An 18000-nucleotide genomic window follows, 5' to 3' on the forward strand; every position below is an offset into this window, starting at 1 on the left:
TATATGATTCAACCTTGCCAATATAGGCATTGTCCTAAAAATTACGCCCTTCGCGAAAGCACTTTAAACCCCATTTAATTCATAAAGTTATAATAAGATGTTTCTGACTTATAGATTTGTAGCAAATCGAAATGTCAACTATCATGGGTCACAGAGATCTTTACATAAAACCAATAACCTCGAATTAACAAGGGAATTCTTTATGCGCGCTAAACTTAACGGACTGGTCGCTGCGGGCCTGTTTACCTGTGCATTGTCCGGCCACGCCGCCGGCCTGGTAGCCCCTGACAACGATCTGCGTAACGATCTCGCCTGGTTGTCTGACCGCGGCGTCATCAACGTCAGCCTGTCCACCTGGCCGCTGAGTCAGGAAGAGATCAGTTCCGTTATCGCGCAGGCCAAACCGGTCACCAATACCGAGAAAAACGTCATCGACCGCGTGCAACGCCGCGTTGACGCCCTGAAAGCCAACATCCGCGTCAGCGGTTACGCCTCGACCGATAAACCCGGCACCCCGCAGGGCTTCGGCCAAAACGAGTACGCCGACGATCGCCTGACCATCGGCGCCGGCGCCAACGGCGAGTTCTGGGACGTGCGTCTGCAGGGCTCGGTGGAAGGCGACCAGCGCGTCAGCGACGGCTCCAAATTCAATATGAACGGCTCCTACGGCGCGGTGAAAATCTGGAACCAATGGCTCTCCTTCGGCGAGGTCTCCCAGTGGTGGGGCCCGGGTTACGACGGCAGCCTGATCCGCTCCGACGCCGCGCGCCCGGTCGCCGGCTTTATGCTGCAGCGCGCCGACCAATCGCCGTTTGAAACGCCGTGGCTGTCGTGGATCGGCCGCTGGCAATACCAGTTGTCCGCCGGCCAGCTGTCGCAGTACAGTTCTGTACCGCACACCAAACTGATCGGCGGCCGTTTCACCATGATGCCGACCGACTTCCTGGAATTAGGGGCATCGCGCATCATGATGTGGGGTGGTGAAGGCCGTCCGCAGTCATGGAGCTCGTTCTGGGATGGTTTTACCGGTAAAGATAACGATGATTCAGGTAAAGGCAACGATCCGGGCAACCAGCTGGCCGGTTTCGACTTCAAGCTGAAAATGCAGCCTTTGATCGGCCTGCCGGTCAGCCTGTACGGTCAGTTGGTGGGCGAAGATGAAGCGGGCTATCTGCCGTCGCAAAATACCTATCTGCTCGGTCTGGAAGGCCACCCGGAATGGGGCCCGACCACCATCAACTGGTATATCGAAGGGTCAGACACCCGTTCGGATATGAGCCGTAAAAACTATGTGTACACTCACTACACTTACAAAGGCGGCTACTACCAACAGGGTTACCCGTTGGGCCACGCGATGGGCGGCGACGGCCAGATGCTGTCCGGCCGCGTCGAGCTGGTGCTGGACGACAGCCAGCGTTGGAGCACCCGCGTGGTTTACGCCAAGGTGAACCCACTGAGCCAAAGCATCAACCAGGCGTTCCCGAAATCCGATACGCTGAAGGGCATTCAGCTCGGCTGGGGTTACACCTTCCCGTCACAGGTTAAGTTCGACACCAGCCTGTGGTACACCGACAACGATCACAGCACCGCCGATGACGTGGGCGCCGGCGTCAGCTTCGAAGTGCCGATCAACCTGTAACTTTTTGCAGACGTAAAAAAACCCGCCGCGGCGGGTTTTTTTATTGGCTCAGATCAGGCGATTAGCGCCATTCCTTGAAGCGGTTGATCAGCGCATTGGTCGAGCTGTCGTGGCTGCTGATTTTCTCGCTGCCCGCCAGTTCCGGCAGGATGCGGTTGGCCAGCTGTTTGCCCAACTCCACGCCCCACTGATCGAAGGTGAAGATGTTCAGGATTGCGCCCTGGGTGAAGATCTTGTGCTCATACAGCGCAATCAGGCTGCCCAGGCTGAACGGGGTGATTTCACGCAGCAGGATCGAGTTGGTCGGACGGTTGCCTTCAAACACTTTGAACGGCGCCACGTGTTTGACCTGCTCAGGGGTTTTACCCTGCGCCGCGAACTCGGCTTCCACCGTCTCCAGCGACTTGCCGAACGCCAGCGCTTCGGTCTGGGCGAAGAAGTTGGACAGCAGTTTGGCGTGGTGATCGCCCAGCGGGTTATGGCTGATGGCCGGCGCGATGAAATCGCACGGCACCAGCTTGGTGCCCTGGTGGATCAGCTGGTAGAACGCATGCTGGCCGTTGGTGCCCGGCTCGCCCCAGATGATCGGGCCGGTCTGGTAATCCACCGGATTGCCGTTGCGATCGACGTACTTGCCGTTGGATTCCATGTTGCCCTGCTGGAAGTAAGCGGCAAAACGGTGCATGTACTGATCGTACGGCAGAATGGCTTCGGTTTCGGCGCCGAAGAAGTTGTTGTACCAAATACCGATCAGCGCCAGCAGCACCGGCAGGTTTTTCTCCGCCGGCGTTTCGGCGAAGTGCTTATCCATGGCGTGCGCGCCGCTCAGCAGCTGCTCGAAGTTGTCGTAACCGATGGACAACGCGATCGACAGACCGATCGCCGACCACAGCGAGTAACGGCCGCCGACCCAGTCCCAGAATTCGAACATGTTGTCGGTATCGATGCCGAACTCGGCCACCGCTTTGCCGTTGGTGGACAACGCAGCGAAGTGCTTGGCCACGTGTTGTTGATCGACGGCGCTGCTCAGGAACCAGTCGCGCGCGCTGTGGGCGTTGGTCATGGTTTCCTGAGTGGTGAAGGTTTTGGACGCCACCAGGAACAGCGTGGTTTCCGGGTTCAGCGGCTGCAGCGTTTCGGCGATGTGGGTGCCGTCAACGTTGGAGACGAAGTGCATGTTCAGGTGGTTTTTATAAGGGCGCAGCGCTTCGGTCACCATGTAAGGGCCGAGATCCGAACCGCCGATGCCGATGTTCACCACGTCGGTGATCGGCTTGCCGGTGTAGCCTTTCCACTCGCCGCCGATGACGCGCGCGCAGAACTGTTTGATCTTGGCCAGCACCGCGTTCACTTCCGGCATCACGTCTTTGCCGTCGACCAGGATCGGGCTGTTGCTGCGGTTGCGCAGGGCAATGTGCAGCACCGCGCGATCTTCGGTGCGGTTGATCTTCTCACCGGCGAACATCGATTTGATGGCGCCTTGCAGATCGGTTTCTTTCGCCAACGCCTGCAGCTTCTCCAGGGTTTCCTGCGTGATGCGGTTCTTGGAATAGTCCACCAACATTTGATCGTTGAAGGTCGCGGAGAACCTGGAGAAACGATCGCTGTCCTCGGCGAACAGGTCGGCGATCCGTACGTCTTTCATCTGTGCATAATGTTGCTGCAGGGCTTGCCAAGCAGCGGTTTGACTAGGATTGATATTTTTCATAGCAACACTCTTAGGCTTGAGAATAAAAATGACGCGTTTGTCCGATTGTAGCCTGTTCGACTGTGATTATGATCGCTTTTCTTGCGATAGGCGCTAACTGTCAACGCATTGCCGCCTCGTTTCAGCTTTCACTCTATACTTTTGGCTAACGGCCTGTTATCGGGGTTGCCGAATTGTCATCAGGCTGTGTCATCGTCGCTTATTTCGTCATTTGAAAGGGATCTCGCTTATGGAATTATCCGCCCCACTCATGTTGGTGCTTATCGGCCTGGCGTCGCTGCTGGCGCAGTGGCTGGCCTGGCTGCTGCGCCTGCCGGCCATCTTGCCGCTGCTGCTGTTCGGCATCGTGCTCGGCCCGACGGTGCATCTGGTGCAGCCGGATCTGCTGTTTGGCGATCTGCTGTTTCCGCTGGTGTCACTGTCGGTGGCGATCATCCTGTTCGAAGGGGCGCTGACGCTGCGTTTCGAGGAAATTCGCGGCCTTGGCGGCGTGGTGCGCAATCTGGTCACCGTCGGCATGCTGGTCACCTTTCTGGTCATCAGCCTCGCCAGCTGGTGGCTGCTGGATTTCCCGCCGGAGCTGGCGGCGTTGATCGGCGCGGTGACGGTGGTGACCGGGCCGACGGTGATCGCCCCGCTGATGCGCGTGGTGCGGCCGAACGCCAATATCAACCAGGTGCTGCGCTGGGAAGGGATCGTCATCGATCCGGTCGGCGCCATCTTCACCCTGCTGGTGTTCGAGTTCATCGTGCTGAAGCAGAATGCGGAATCCTATACCCACCTGTTTTGGACGCTGGGCGTGACTGCCGCCGTCGGCCTGATCGCCGGCGCGCTGTTCGGCTACCTGCTCGGCCTGGCGCTGCGCCGCGTCTGGCTGCCGCGCTACCTGCAGAACCTGGCGGTGCTGGCGATCATGCTGACCGCCTTCGGCGTTTCCAACGCCATCGCCGACGAATCCGGTTTGCTGACCGTCACGGTCATGGGCATCTGGCTGGCCAACATGCGCGACGTGGATACCAGCGATATTCTGGCGTTCAAAGAGGAGCTGTCGGCGATCCTGATCTCGGCGCTGTTCATCATTCTGGCGGCGCGGCTCGACATCCAGGCGCTGTGGAACATGGGCTGGCCGCTGCTGCTGCTGCTGCTGGCGGTGCAGTTCATCGCCCGGCCGCTGTGCATCGCGGTGTCGACCTGGCGCTCTTCCCTGCACTGGCGCGATCGGCTGCTGCTGTGCTGGATCGCCCCGCGCGGCATCGTCGCCGCGGCGGTCAGCTCGCTGTTCGCGCTGACGCTGCAGCGCAGCGGCTATCAGGGCGCCGACCGGCTGGTGACCGTGGTGTTCGCCATCATCATCGGCACCGTGGTGTTGCAAAGCCTGACCAGCGGCATGATGGCGCGCTGGCTGCGGGTGCAGCAGCAGAAACCGCGCGGCGTGCTGATCGTCGGCGCCAACAGCGTGGCGCGCATGCTGGCGCAGTCGCTGATCAAGCTGAACGTGCCGGTGATCGTCACCGACAGCAGCTGGGAATACTACCGTCAGGCGCGCATGGACGGCATTCCGGCCTACTATGGCCACGCCTACTCCGAACACGCCGAGAACTATCTCGATCTGAGCAATATCGCCCAGGTGCTGGCGCTGTCGCCCAATCGTCACCAAAACGCGCTGGCCGTCTATCACTTCGGCCACCTCTTCGGCGAGGATCACGTGTTCGCCATTCGTTCGGGGGCGCCGTTGAAAGGGCGCGGCGCCAGCGCGGAAAGTTCGCGTTTCCGCCGGCACGAAATTTTATTTAATCAGGAAGCCACCTACGGCCGTCTGAGCAGCCTGCTCGCCAGGGGGGCCACCATCAAAGCGACCAAATTGAACGAAAATTTCGGTTGGTTGGAGTATTTGGAAAAACATCAGGGCGTTATCCCGTTATTCAGCCAAAAGGAAGACGGTTCTCTGCAACCGATTGGCGCCGGTTCCACGCCTGCGATGCCCTGTACGCTTATCGCGCTGGTGCAAGATGAAAATCCCTCACCGTCTGTACGTTGACAGAATGACGATAACCGGCTATTCCTAACAGCCTACTTGCGCACCCGGTGCGCAAGCCAGAAGAGGCGCGTCGCCCAGGTAGAGTGTCAGAGGAGCCGTTTCTCCGTTGACGGCACCCGAGGGGGAGCGACGCCGAGGTAGGGTAATGGCCGGCCATTATCGTATCGACTACAGGGGCTGAATCCCCTGGGTTGTCACCAGGGGATCGCCCGCAGGGCGATCGACAAGGTGGGGCGCTTCTGGGTGTATCGTAGCCTGACCTCTACGCCTGCCCCCTGTTTACCGCTCTCCCCTTGTGCCAAGGCTATGGAATTACAGTGCTCCCAAACGGGCATCCCTGACACGAGGTTTCTACATGAACCAAGCAGTACCCCAGAATTCCACCGTGGTAGCCAAGTTCGGCGGCACCAGCGTCGCCGACTTTGAAGCCATGAACCGCAGCGCCGACGTCGTGCTGGCCAACCCGCAGGTCCGCCTGGTGGTGTTGTCCGCCTCGGCGGGCGTCACCAACCTGTTGGTCGCCCTGGCCGAGGGTTGCGAGGCCGAGAAGCGCAACTACCAGCTTGATGAAATTCGTCGCATCCAGTACGCCATCCTCGATCGCCTCGCGGCACCTGCGGTGATCCGCGACGAGATAGACCGCCTGCTGGAAAACATCGCCATGCTGTCGGAGGCCGCATCGCTGGCCACCTCGACGGCGTTGACCGACGAGCTGGTCAGCCATGGGGAGCTGATGTCCACCCTGCTGTTCGTTGAAATCCTGCGCGCCCGCAACGTGCAGGCCGAATGGTTCGACGTGCGTAAAGTGATGCGCACCGACGATCACTTCGGCCGCGCCGTGCCGGACAGCGCCGCGCTCAGCGAACTGGCGCAGGCGCAGTTGCAGCCGCGTCTGCAAGAAGCGCTGGTGGTCACCCAGGGCTTTATCGGCAGCGAACCGAAAGGCCGCACCACCACGCTCGGCCGCGGCGGCAGCGACTATACCGCCGCGCTGCTCGGCGAGGCGCTCGGCGTCGGCCGGGTGGATATCTGGACCGACGTGCCGGGCATCTACACCACCGATCCGCGCGTGGTGCCGGCGGCCAAGCGCATCGATAAAATCGGTTTCGAAGAGGCGGCGGAAATGGCCACCTTCGGCGCTAAAGTGCTGCATCCGGCCACCCTGCTGCCGGCAGTGCGCAGCGACATTCCGGTGTTCGTCGGCTCCAGCAAGGATCCGGCGGCCGGCGGCACGCTGGTGTGCAACACCACCGAGAACCCGCCGCTGTTCCGCGCGCTGGCGCTGCGCCGCAAGCAAACGCTGCTGACGCTGCACAGCCTGAACATGTTGCACGCGCGCGGCTTCCTGGCCGAGGTGTTCAACATTCTGGCGCGCCACAATATCTCCGTCGATCTGATCACCACCTCGGAAGTCAGCATCGCGCTGACCATGGACACCACCGGCGCCACCTCCGTCGGCGGCAGCCTGCTGACTACCTCGCTGTTGACCGAGCTGTCGTCGCTGTGCCGGGTGGAAGTGGAAGAAAACCTGGCGCTGGTGGCGATCATCGGCAACCAGCTGTCGCGGGCCTGCGGCGTGGGCAAAGAGGTGTTCGGCGTGCTCGATCCGTTCAACATCCGCCTGATCTGCTACGGCGCCAGCAGCTATAACCTGTGCTTCCTGGTGCCGGGCGAAGAAGCCGAGCAGGTGGTGCGCACCCTGCACCACAACCTGTTCGAATAAGTCATTATCCCTGATTGCGGGCGCAGCATGCTGCGCCCCTGCGTCTAAAAAATCCGTTCAAAACCGGCAGGGGTTCAGCTTGTTGAACCCGCAAAAAACACAACCACACCCACCGTTCTCAATCTGGCTAAGGAAAACCTGCATGCTGGCAATACTCACGCGCTTATTCCCCCTCTGGGCGATACTGCTGTCCGTCGCCGCCTATTACACGCCGAGCACCTTTACCGGCATCGGCCCCTACGTCAGCCCGCTGCTGATGCTGATCATGTTCGCCATGGGCGTCACGCTGCGGCTCGACGACTTCAAACGCGTGCTGGCGCGCCCCGGCCCGGTGGCGGCAGGCATCTTCCTGCATTATCTGATCATGCCGCTGGCGGCCTGGATCCTGGCGATGCTGTTCCGCATGCCGCCGGATCTGTCCGCCGGCATGGTGCTGGTGGGCAGCGTGGCCAGCGGCACCGCGTCCAACGTGATGATCTACCTGGCCAAGGGGGACGTGGCGCTGTCGGTGACCATCTCGGCAGTTTCGACGCTGGTGGGGGTGTTCGCCACGCCGCTGTTGACCCGCCTGTACGTCGATGCCGAAATCAGCGTCGATATCATGGGCATGCTGCTCAGCATCCTGCAGATCGTGGTGATCCCGATCGGCCTGGGCCTGATCGTCCACCATACCCTGACCCAAACGGTGAAGCGCATTGAACCGCTGCTGCCGGCGCTGTCGATGGTGTGCATCCTGGCGATCATCAGCGCGGTGGTGGCGGGCAGCCAAAGCCACATCGCCTCGGTCGGCCTGGTGGTGATCGTCGCGGTGATCCTGCACAACGGCATCGGTCTGTTGAGCGGCTACTGGGGCGGCAAGCTGTTCGGCTTCGACGAATCCACCTGCCGCACGCTGGCGATTGAAGTCGGCATGCAGAACTCCGGGCTGGCGGCCACGCTGGGCAAAATCTACTTCTCGCCGCTGGCCGCGCTGCCGGGCGCGCTGTTCTCGGTTTGGCACAATCTCTCCGGCTCGCTGCTGGCGGGTTATTGGTCCGGACGCCCCATCAAGAAAAAATAAACCGCCTGCGGGGACGCAAACATTTGCGTCCCCGTTCTTCTCTGCGAAATTTCGTATTTCCCACTGGTCGGATTGTCATAATTCCCCCCATCCTCTATCATCCGTGAAAAATAAAAATTCAGATTCTTCCTATCCATGCCGATAATGTTGGCAAGGGGGAGAGATGCTCCACTTTTTTTAATTAATTAAGTCACCAGGGTTGCCCGCCAAAAAAGAAGCAGCCTAATTATTATTTAGATCTATACCCACCGTCTTATTTGCTGCGGCAAATCGAGATACCTCGCAATGTGCATGTCGCTCATTATTTCGGGCCGGCCGTCGGTCGCCCGTGGTTAACCTCATGGATTGGGCTGGCTGCCCCGGCAGCCTCTCATAATGGATTACAATGATAAAAAAAATCACCGCCTTGATGCTGCTGGTCAGCACGGCCCTTTCCGCTGAAACCCTGCCGGATGCCCACATGATGCGGGATATGTCGATGGGGGAATCACGCCGCGCGCTGCAAGACAGCACGCGTGAAGTCAACCAGCTGATTGAACAGCGCCGCTATCAGCAACTGAAGCAACAGCGCCTGCTGGCGGAGCCGGAACCGGCCGCGCCCGCCCTGCCGCAATCCGCGCAGTGCCTGCCGATCGCCGGCGTTTACCTGCAAGGCATTACCCTGCTCTCGCCGGCCGATTTGTCGGCCCTGAGCGCGCTGCCGGAAAACTGCATCAGCAGCAACGATATCAATCGCCTGACCCGCGAATTAACGCGCCTTTATGTGCAAAAAGGCTATATCACCGCGCGCGTGCAAATTGTTCGCCCTAATTCGCAGGGGGAATTGGGGCTGAGCGTGACCGAAGGATTTATCGAGAAAATAGAAGGCGGCGATCGCTGGGTCAACAGCCGATTATTATTTCCTGGGTTGGAAGGCAAGCCGCTGAAATTAACCGAACTCGATCAAGGATTGGATCAGGCCAATCGTTTGCAATCGAATACCACCAAGCTGGATATATTACCCGGCCGCCAGGTTGGCGGTTCGGTCATTCGTTTGCGCAATCAGCACGCCAAGCCCTGGCTGATTACCGCCGGCACGGATAATTACGGCCAGAAAAGCACCGGCCAGTGGCTGGCGCGCGCCACCGCCACGCTGGACAGCCCGTTCGGCCTGTCGGACTTCGTCAGCCTGAACGCCAACAGCACCTTGGAAAACCCGGCTCACCGCTACAATCGCGCCTACACCCTGCTCTATTCGCTGCCGTACGGCGCGTTCACCTTCAGCGGGTTCGCCAGCTTCTCGTCCTATGAGAACCACCAGCAGCTGCCGCACAACGTGGTCAAACTGCACGGTCAGACTCAACAGTACGGGCTGCGCAGCGACTACGTGTTTTATCGCGACCACGATCAGATAGACAGCCTGAGCGGCCAGTTGACCTACAAGCGCATCGACAACTACTTCGAAAGCGTGCGTCTTGAGGTCAGCAGCCCAACGCTGACCCTGGCCGAGCTGAGCGCCAGCCACCTGCAAATTCTGCCCCATGGGGTATTCAGCGCCAACCTCAGCGTCGAGCAGGGCCTGCCCTGGCTGGGCGCCGATCGCCACCCGAGTTCGGTGCACCTCGACAGTCAATTCACCAAGGGCAAGCTGTTCGCCAACCTGAGCCAGCGCCTCAAGCTGGGTGACGCCACCTATCAGCTCAACAACCTGTTCTACGGCCAATACAGCCGCGACCCGCTGCCCGGCGTGGAGTGGCTTAGCCTTACCGATCGCAGCGCCGTGCGCGGCTTCAGCCGCAGCACCCAGTCCGGCGACAACGGCTGGTATCTGCAGAACACGCTGTCGCGCAGCTTCAATTTAGGCGCCGCCACGCTGACGCCGCGCCTTGGCGCCGACGTCGGCCGCATTCTGCCGCGTCAGGACAACTCGGGCTGGCGCAGCAGCGCCGGGGTGAGCAGCGGCGCCACGTTACGCTACCGGCAGGCGCTGGTCGATCTGGAGGTCAGCCGCGGCTGGATTTTGTCGAACCACGCCACGCCTGAAGATCCCGTTCAGGTGCTGGCGCGCTTTTCTTACACCTTTTAATCAGCAGTTTTGCAGGACCCCACGGCAATATACGGAGATACATGGATGAAAAATAATAACTTCAGACTTTCGGCGGCAGGCAAACTGGCCGCCGCGCTGGCGATAATTCTCGCCGCTTCCGCCGGCGCCTACGCCGGTGAGATCGTCGCGGCCAACGGCGCCAACGGCCCCGGCGTTTCCACCGCCGCGACCGGTGCCCAGGTGGTCGACATCGTCGCGCCGAACGGTAACGGGCTGTCGCACAACCAATATCAGGACTTCAACGTCAACCAGCCCGGCGCGGTGCTGAACAACTCCCGCGAGGCAGGGCTGTCGCAGCTGGCGGGCCAGCTGGGCGCCAACCCCAATCTGGGCGGACGTGAAGCCAACGTGATCCTCAACGAAGTGATCGGCCGTAACCCTTCTCTGCTGCACGGCCAGCAAGAGATCTTCGGCATGGCGGCCGACTACGTGCTCGCCAACCCGAACGGCATCAGCTGCCAGGGCTGCGGGTTCATCAACACCAGCCGCTCCTCGCTGGTGGTTGGCAACCCGCTGGTGGAGAACGGCCTGCTGCAGGGCTACAGCACCCTGGGCAACCGCAATACCCTGAGCCTCAGCGGCACACTGAACGCCAGCGGCGTGCTGGATCTGATCGCACCGAAGATCGACAGCCGTGGTGACGTGATCGTACAAGACTTCACCCACCGCAACGGCAGCGTGACGCCGGCGGCGATCAACGCCATCAGCGGCCTTAACCGCGTGGCGCGCGACGGCAAGGTGCTGGCCAGCGAACAACCGACGACCGCGCTGGACAGCTACTACCTCGGCAGCATGCAGGCCGGGCGCATCAACATCATCAACACCGCGCAGGGCAGCGGCGTGAAGCTGGCCGGCACGCTGGCCGCCGGCGACGAGCTCAAGGTGAAGGCCTACGATATTCGCAGCGAAAGCCGCGTTGAGGATGCCAGCAGCAACCGCAACGGCGGCGACAACTACCAGAACTACCGAGGCGGCATCTATGTCAACGATCGCAGCAGCAGCCAGAAGCTGACCCGCACCGAGCTGAAAGGCAAAAACATCAGTCTGGTGGCGGATAACCACGCACACCTTACCGCCACCGATATTCGCGGCGAAGACATCACCCTCCAGGGCGGCAAGCTGACGCTCGACGGTCAGCAGTTGAAGCAGACTCAGGGTCACACCGACGACCGCTGGTTCTATTCCTGGCAATACGACGTCACCCGCGAGCATGAGCAACAACAACAGGCGGGCAGCACCGTCGCCGCCAGCGGCAACGCCAAACTCATCAGCACCCAGGAAGATGTGAAACTGTTGGGCGCCAACGTCAGCGCCGACCGGGCGTTGAGCATCAAAGCGGCACGCGACGTGCACCTCGCCGGGCTGGTGGAGAAGGATAAGTCCACCGAACGCGGCTACCAGCGCAATCACACTTCCAGCCTGCGCACCGGCAGTTGGAGCAGCAGCGACGAAAGCGAAAGCCTGAAGGCCAGCGAACTGCGCAGCCAGGGCGAACTGACGTTGAAAGCCGGCCGCAATGTCGCAACCCAGGGCGCCAGGGTCCACGCCCAGCGCGATCTGACGATCGACGCAGACAACCAGATCCAGATCGGGGTGCAGAAAACCGCCAACGCCAAAGCGGTGCGCGATGACAAAACCTCCTGGGGCGGCATCGGCGGCGGCGACAACAAGAACAACAGCAACCGCCGCGAAGTCAGCCACGCTTCCGAACTGACCAGCGGCGGCACCCTGCGCCTGAACGGCCAGCAGGGCGTCACCATCACCGGCAGCAAGGCGCGCGGCCAGAAAGGTGGCGAAGTCACCGCCACCCACGGCGGCCTGCGCATCGACAACGCGCTGAGCACCACCGTGGACAAAATCGACGCGCGCACCGGCACCGTGTTCAACATCACCAGCAGCTCGCACAAGGCCGACAACAGCTACCAGAGCAGTACCGCCAGCGAACTGAAGTCCGACACCAACCTGAAGCTGGTCAGCCGTAAGGATACCGACGTGATCGGCAGCCAGGTCGCCAGCGGCGGCGAACTGAACGTCACCTCACAGACCGGCAACATCAACGTCAAGGCCGCCGAGCAGCAGCAGAACATCGACGAGCAGAAGACCGCGCTTACCGTCAACGGCTACGCCAAAGAAGCCGGCGACAAGCAATACCGCGCCGGTGTACGCATCGAACACACCCGCGACAGCGAGAAAACTACCCGCACCGAGAACCGTGGCGCCACCCTCAGCGGCGGCAGCGTGAAGCTCGAAGCGGATAAGGACGTGACCTTCAGCGGCTCCAAATTGGTCGCCGACAAAGGCGACGCCAGCGTCAGCGGCAATAAGGTTTCGTTCCTGGCGGCCGACGACAAAACCACCTCGAACACCGAGCAGACCAAGGTCGGCGGCGGTTTCTACTACACCGGCGGCATCGACAAGCTCGGCAGCGGCGTAGAGGCCGGTTACGAGAACAGCAAAACGCAGGCGCAGAGCAGCAAGGCAGTCACCTCCGGCAGCGACGTCAAAGGCAACCTGACTGTCAACGCCCGTGACAAGCTGACCCAGCAAGGCGCGCAGCACAGCGTCGGCGGCGCCTACCAAGAGAACGCCGCCGGCGTCGATCACCTGGCCGCTGCCGACACCGCCAGCACCACCACCACCAAAACCGACGTCGGCGTGAACATCGGCGCCAACGTCGATTACAGCGCAGTGACCCGTCCGGTCGAGCGCGCGGTCGGTAAGGCGGCCAAGCTGGACGCCACCGGCGTCATCAACGACATCGGCAGCATCGGCGCGCCTAACGTCGGCCTGGATATCGGCGCACAGGGCGGCAGCAGCGAAAAACGCAGCAGCAGCTCGCAGGCGGTCGTCAGCTCGGTGAAAGCCGGCAGCATCGACATCAACGCCAAAAGCGAAGTACGCGATCAGGGCACGCAATATCAGGCGAGCAAAGGCGCGGTCACGCTGACGGCGGACAGCCACCGCAGCGAAGCTGCGACAAACCGACAGGAAGAGCAGAACCGCGATACCCGCGGCAGCGCCGGCGTACGCGTCTACACCTCCACCGGCAGCGATCTGACCGTGGACGCCAAGGGCGAAGGCGGCACCCAGCGCAGCAACAGCAGCGCCAGCCAGGCGGTGACCGGCTCGATCGACGCGGCCAACGGCATCAACGTCAACGTGAAAAAAGACGCGGTCTATCAGGGTACCGCGCTAAACGGCGGCAGCGGTAAAACCACCGTCGACGCCGGCGGCGATATCCGCTTTGATCAGGCCAGCGACAAACAGAGTGAGAACCACAGCGGCTTTAACGTCAAAGCCTCGGCGAAGGGCGGCTTCACCGCCGACAGTAAAAACTTCGGCGCCGGCTTCGGCGGCGGCACCAACAACGGCGAAAGCAGCAGCAGCACCGCGCAGGTCGGCAACGTCAGCGGCCAACAGGGCGTTGAGCTGAAGGCGGGCCGCGATCTGACGCTGCAGGGCACCGACGTCAAGAGCCAGGGCGACGTCACTCTGAGCGCGGGCAATAAGGTCGCGCTGCAGGCGGCGGAATCGACCCAAACGCGTAAGGAGAGCCAACTGTCCGGCAATATCGATCTGGGTGCCGGCAGCAGCGACAGCAAGGAAAAAACCGGCGGCAACCTCTCCGTCGGCGGCGCCTTCGACATCGCCAAGGTGAATGAGTCCGCGACCGAGCGCCAGGGCGCCACTATCGCCTCAGACGGCAAAGTCACCCTGTCCGCCAACGGCAAAGGCGATGACGCGCTGCATCTGCAGGGCGCCAAGGTCAGCGGCGGCAGCGCCGCGCTCGAGGCGAAAAACGGCGGCATCCTGCTGGAGTCCGCCAAGAACGAGCAGCACAAGGACAACTGGAGCCTGGGCATCAAAGCCAACGCCAAAGGCGGCCAAACGTTCAACAAGGACGCCGGCGGCAAGGTCGATCCGAACACCGGCAAAGACACCCATACGCTGGGCGCCGGTCTGAAGGTCGGCGTGGAACAGCAGGATAAAACCACCCACGCCAACACTGGCATCACCGCGGGCGAGGTGGCGCTCGACAGCGGCAAAGACACCCGTCTCGCCGGCGCGCGCATCGATGCCGACAGCGTACAAGGCAAGGTGGGCGGCAATCTGCACGTTGAAAGCCGCAAAGACGTTGAGAACGCGGTGAAGGTCGATGTGGATGCCGGTCTGAGTCACAGCAACGATCCGGGCAGCAGCATCACCTCCAAGCTGTCGAAGGTGGGCACGCCGCGCTACGCCGGTAAGGTGAAAGAGAAACTGGAGGCCGGGGTAAACAAAGTGGCCGACGCCACCACCGACAAGTACAACAGCGTGGCGCGTCGCCTCGATCCGCAGCAGGACACCACCGGCGCGGTCAGCTTCAGCAAGGCCGACGGCAAAGTCACGCTGCCGGCAACGCCGGCCGGTGAAAAACCGCAAGGCCCGCTGTGGGATCGCGGCGCACGCACTGTCGGCGGCGCAGTGAAAGACAGCATCACCGGTCCGGCCGGTCGCCAGGGGCACCTCAAGGTCAATGCCGACGTGGTGAACAACAACGCGGTTGGCGAGCAGTCGGCGATTACCGGCAAGAACGGCGTGGCGCTGCAGGTCGGCGGCCAAACCCAACTGACCGGCGGCGAGATCCGCAGCCAGCAGGGCAAGGTGGAACTGGGCGGCGGCAAGGTCAGCCAGCAGGACGTCAGCGGCCAGCGCTATCAGGGCGGCGGCCGCGTCGATGCGGCCGCCACGATCGGCGGGCTGCTAGGCGGCGCGGCGAAGCAAAGCGTCGACGGCAACGTGCCGTTCGCCAGCGGCCATGCTTCAACTCAGCAAGCGGACGCCAAAGCCGGGGTGTTCAGCGGCAAATAACGTGCCCCAACGCAACGCCCCCGGTTAAAACCGGGGGCGTTTTTTTACAGCGTGCTCGGGGTGTCTTCCCAGTCGCGATCGTCGTCCTTAGCATCCTGATCCAACACGTTGTAAGCCACGGCGCAGAACAGCGAGTTCAGGCGCTTCATGTCCCCCAACAATCCCAAATGCAACGAACTGGTCTCGATGCTCTGCACGTTTTGCTGGTGCAAACGATCGACGTGCGCGTGCGCGTAGCGGCGATCCAGAATGCGGAAACGGTGCTTGGAACGGCGCAGGCGCTTGGCGCTGGTGACGTCGCCGGACAGGAACACCGACAGCCCCAGGCGCAGATTGCCGATCAGCCGTTCGTGCAGCCCGTCCAGCTCCGCCAACCCTTCCGCCGAGAAAGCGCGGCGCGCGGCGTGCGACTTGGCGCCCACATCGCCGGCCATGCGCTCGATGATATCGCCCGCCTGTTCCAGGTTGAGCGCCATTTCGATGATCTCCGCCCAGCGGCGCGAGTCTTCCTCGCCCAGATCTTCCTTCTGGATCTGCGCCAGATACAGCTTGATGGCGGTGTACAGCACGTCGACGTCATCGTCGAGGCGCCGCACCTCTTTATCGACCCCCTGCTTACCGTGCAGCACCTCACGTTGCAGGATCATCATGTGTTCCACCACGTCGCCCATACGCAGCGTTTCGCGCGCCGCGTTGGCCAACGCCAGCGTCGGCGTGTCCAGCGCGCTGGCGTCCAGATGGCGCGGCCGCATGCGCGGATCGTCGGCCGCTTCGTCGACGATCAGCCGTTCGCACAGCGTCGCCATCGGCCCGGCCAGCGGGATCATCACCAGGCAGCGGATCAGGTTGTAGAACACGTGGAAATAGATCACCAGCTCTTCGCTGCCGCCCGGCAGTTGAGCCATCAAATCCGCCAGATAGGAGACGAACGGCAGCACCAGTATGCAGCCCACCAGCTTGAACAGCAGGCTGCCGAGCGCCACGCGCCGCCCCGCGGCGTTCTGGCCGCTGGCGTTGATCATCGCCAGCAGGCCGCTGCCGAGGTTGGCGCCGATCACCAGACAGAGCGCCACCTTCAGCGAAATCACGCCGGATGCGGTCAGAGTGGCGGTCAGCAGTACCGCCGCCAGGCTGGAATAGCTGACGATAGCGAACAGCGCGCCGGTCAGGGCATCCAGCATCACGTCGCCGGTCAGCGACGAGAACAGCACTTTCACCCCGGCCGCCTGGGTGATCGGCGTGGCGGCGGCGACGATCAGCTCCAGCGCCAGCACGATCAGCCCAAGGCCGATCAGGACGCGTCCGATCTGGCCGATCCGCATTTGCTTGCGGCTGAGGAACAGGAAGACGCCGACCAGGATCAGCAGCGGCGACAGCCAGGAAAGATCGAAGGTCAGCACGCGCGCCATCAGCGCGGTGCCGACGTCGGCGCCCAGCATGATCACCAGCGCAGGCGCCAGCCCCACCAGCCCCTGTGCGACGAAAGAGGTCACCAGCAGCGCGGTGGCGTTGCTGCTTTGCACCAGCGCGGTCACGCCGATGCCGGAAACGAACGCCAGCGGTTTTTTCTCAACGCTGTCGCTCAACACGCGCCGCAGATTGGCGCCGTAAACCCGCATGATCCCGGTGCGCACGATGTGGGTGCCCCACACCAACAGCGCCACGGACGAAAGCAGGTGAAGAAGGGTCAGCACGGAAGATACGCTCCATTAACGCCCGGCCAAAGGAGGCTGATACCCGATGCTTGTCACGCGACGCAGAGAGGCGAGCCAAAGGATGACGGATACAGCGCGCGGTCCCGCCTGCCGGGCGTGGGTCTGGCAGGACAGCGGGCGGGCGGCAGACCGCAGAAGAGAAGGGTTAATGCGGCGGCGGGAAGGCCCCGGCGCCGCGCTGCGAAGTCATGCAACTTCCCGCAATACAACAGGTTCCAAGTGTAGCCCAATTTCCGCGCCGTCGGGCCGCAGGTCGGCCACCGAACGGTTGAGCACGTCAACCAGCAATTCTACCTCGCAAACCTGAATCCGATACCGTACCACATTCCCGAGCAAACTGTGACCCAGGATCACCCCGCCGATCCCCTGTCCGGCCGGCAACAGGCCGATCGATTCGGGGCGGATCGCCACCTTGCCGACATAGCTGCGCCCGGTCAAGCGGCCGGCCTGTTCGGCGCTCAGCAGGTTGTAGTTGCCGATAAACCCGGCGGCGAAGGCATCCGCCGGCTGGGTATACAGGGTTTCCGCATCGCCGCTCTGCACGATCTGCCCCTTGTTCATCAGCACGATGCGATCCGACAGGGTCAGCGCCTCTTCCTGATCGTGGGTGACGAAGATCGCCGTCAGGTTCAGCTCGCGCTGAATGCGCCGGATCTGCTCGCGCAGGTGTTTGCGAATACGCGCATCCAGCGCCGACAGCGGTTCGTCGAGCAGCAGCAGACGCGGGCGAGTGACCAGCGATCGCGCCAACGCTACGCGCTGACACTGGCCGCCCGACAGCTGATGCGGATAGCGCTTCGCCAGATCGGTCAGCTCCACCAGCGCCAGCGCCTCCTGCACCCGCTGGCCGATCTGTCCGGCCGCCAGCTTCTGCATTTTCAGGCCGAAGGCCACGTTGCCTTCCACCGTCATATTGGGAAACAGCGCATAACTTTGAAACACCATGCCGATGCCGCGCTTTTGCGGCGCCAGCGGCACCAGATCCTGGCCCTGCAGCAAAATTTGTCCGCTGTCGACCGGGGTCAGGCCGGCCAGACAGCGCAGCAGCGTCGATTTGCCGCAGCCGCTAGGCCCCAGCAGGGTGACGAACTCCCCCTCTTCGGCGGTGAAATCGATATCCTGAAACACCTGGGTCTGGCCATAGTGTTTGTTCAGGCGGGTGACGTTGAGATAAGCCATC

The 18000-nt window shown here is 62.0% G+C and carries 9 protein-coding genes and 1 riboswitch; of the genes, 6 read left to right on the top strand and 3 right to left on the bottom strand.

Translation table 11 applies throughout. The features are described 5' to 3' along the window. Positions 1–202: 202 nt before the first annotated feature. On the top strand, positions 203–1639 hold the full coding sequence (locus ACJ8J1_RS18580; protein WP_033644394.1) for a capsule assembly Wzi family protein: 1437 nt from the start codon (positions 203–205) through the stop codon (positions 1637–1639). Between the two features lie 61 nt (positions 1640–1700). Here the strand turns inward: ACJ8J1_RS18580 and pgi are convergent, their stop codons facing one another. Then, a complete protein-coding gene (gene pgi / locus ACJ8J1_RS18585) occupies positions 1701–3347 on the bottom strand; it encodes a glucose-6-phosphate isomerase (protein WP_033644392.1) in 1647 nt (548 codons plus the stop codon). A 229-nt stretch (positions 3348–3576) separates the two neighbouring features. Here pgi and ACJ8J1_RS18590 point away from each other — a divergent pair, with 229 nt between their 5' ends. From ACJ8J1_RS18590 to ACJ8J1_RS18610, 5 genes are all read left to right on the top strand, one after another. Next, a complete protein-coding gene (locus ACJ8J1_RS18590) occupies positions 3577–5385 on the top strand; it encodes a cation:proton antiporter (RefSeq protein ID WP_033644391.1) in 1809 nt (602 codons plus the stop codon). 52 nt (positions 5386–5437) lie between these two features. Then, positions 5438–5632, top strand: a riboswitch (Lysine riboswitch). A gap of 108 nt (positions 5633–5740) precedes the next feature. Then, positions 5741–7108 carry a lysine-sensitive aspartokinase 3 gene (gene lysC / locus ACJ8J1_RS18595; protein WP_033644389.1) on the top strand — a complete coding sequence of 456 codons (1368 nt, stop codon included), beginning with the start codon at positions 5741–5743 and terminating at the stop codon, positions 7106–7108. 142 nt (positions 7109–7250) lie between these two features. Then, on the top strand, positions 7251–8168 hold the full coding sequence (gene panS / locus ACJ8J1_RS18600; protein ID WP_033644388.1) for a ketopantoate/pantoate/pantothenate transporter PanS: 918 nt from the start codon (positions 7251–7253) through the stop codon (positions 8166–8168). Between the two features lie 385 nt (positions 8169–8553). Further along, entirely contained in the window at positions 8554–10233 is a 1680-nt protein-coding gene (locus ACJ8J1_RS18605; protein ID WP_033644387.1) for a ShlB/FhaC/HecB family hemolysin secretion/activation protein, read from the top strand. Between the two features lie 45 nt (positions 10234–10278). Next, positions 10279–15105: a hemagglutinin repeat-containing protein gene (locus ACJ8J1_RS18610; RefSeq protein WP_033644386.1), complete on the top strand. Its 4827-nt coding sequence runs from the start codon at positions 10279–10281 to the stop codon at positions 15103–15105. A 44-nt stretch (positions 15106–15149) separates the two neighbouring features. Here ACJ8J1_RS18610 and ACJ8J1_RS18615 read toward each other — a convergent pair whose 3' ends face one another. Both ACJ8J1_RS18615 and ACJ8J1_RS18620 read right to left on the bottom strand, forming a co-directional pair. After that, positions 15150–16799 (bottom strand): Na/Pi cotransporter family protein, encoded by a 1650-nt coding sequence (locus ACJ8J1_RS18615; protein ID WP_033644385.1) that lies wholly within the window; start codon positions 16797–16799, stop codon positions 15150–15152. 207 nt (positions 16800–17006) lie between these two features. Next, positions 17007–17999, bottom strand: a complete 993-nt coding sequence (locus ACJ8J1_RS18620) for an ABC transporter ATP-binding protein (protein WP_033644384.1) — start codon at positions 17997–17999, stop codon at positions 17007–17009. Position 18000: the final 1 nt, after the last annotated feature.

The organism is Serratia sp. CY37869 (assembly GCF_052168895.1).
GTDB lineage: Bacteria > Pseudomonadota > Gammaproteobacteria > Enterobacterales > Enterobacteriaceae > Serratia > Serratia ureilytica.

What these genes read in the sequence shown, in the direction of transcription:
- ACJ8J1_RS18580 (WP_033644394.1), top strand. Translation starts at nt 203, where the DNA reads ATGCGCGCTAAACTTAACGGACTGGTCGCTGCGGGCCTGTTTACCTGT.
- pgi (WP_033644392.1), bottom strand. Translation starts at nt 3,347, where the DNA reads ATGAAAAATATCAATCCTAGTCAAACCGCTGCTTGGCAAGCCCTGCAG.
- ACJ8J1_RS18590 (WP_033644391.1), top strand. Translation starts at nt 3,577, where the DNA reads ATGGAATTATCCGCCCCACTCATGTTGGTGCTTATCGGCCTGGCGTCG.
- lysC (WP_033644389.1), top strand. Translation starts at nt 5,741, where the DNA reads ATGAACCAAGCAGTACCCCAGAATTCCACCGTGGTAGCCAAGTTCGGC.
- panS (WP_033644388.1), top strand. Translation starts at nt 7,251, where the DNA reads ATGCTGGCAATACTCACGCGCTTATTCCCCCTCTGGGCGATACTGCTG.
- ACJ8J1_RS18605 (WP_033644387.1), top strand. Translation starts at nt 8,554, where the DNA reads ATGATAAAAAAAATCACCGCCTTGATGCTGCTGGTCAGCACGGCCCTT.
- ACJ8J1_RS18610 (WP_033644386.1), top strand. Translation starts at nt 10,279, where the DNA reads ATGAAAAATAATAACTTCAGACTTTCGGCGGCAGGCAAACTGGCCGCC.
- ACJ8J1_RS18620 (WP_033644384.1), bottom strand. Translation starts at nt 17,999, where the DNA reads ATGGCTTATCTCAACGTCACCCGCCTGAACAAACACTATGGCCAGACC.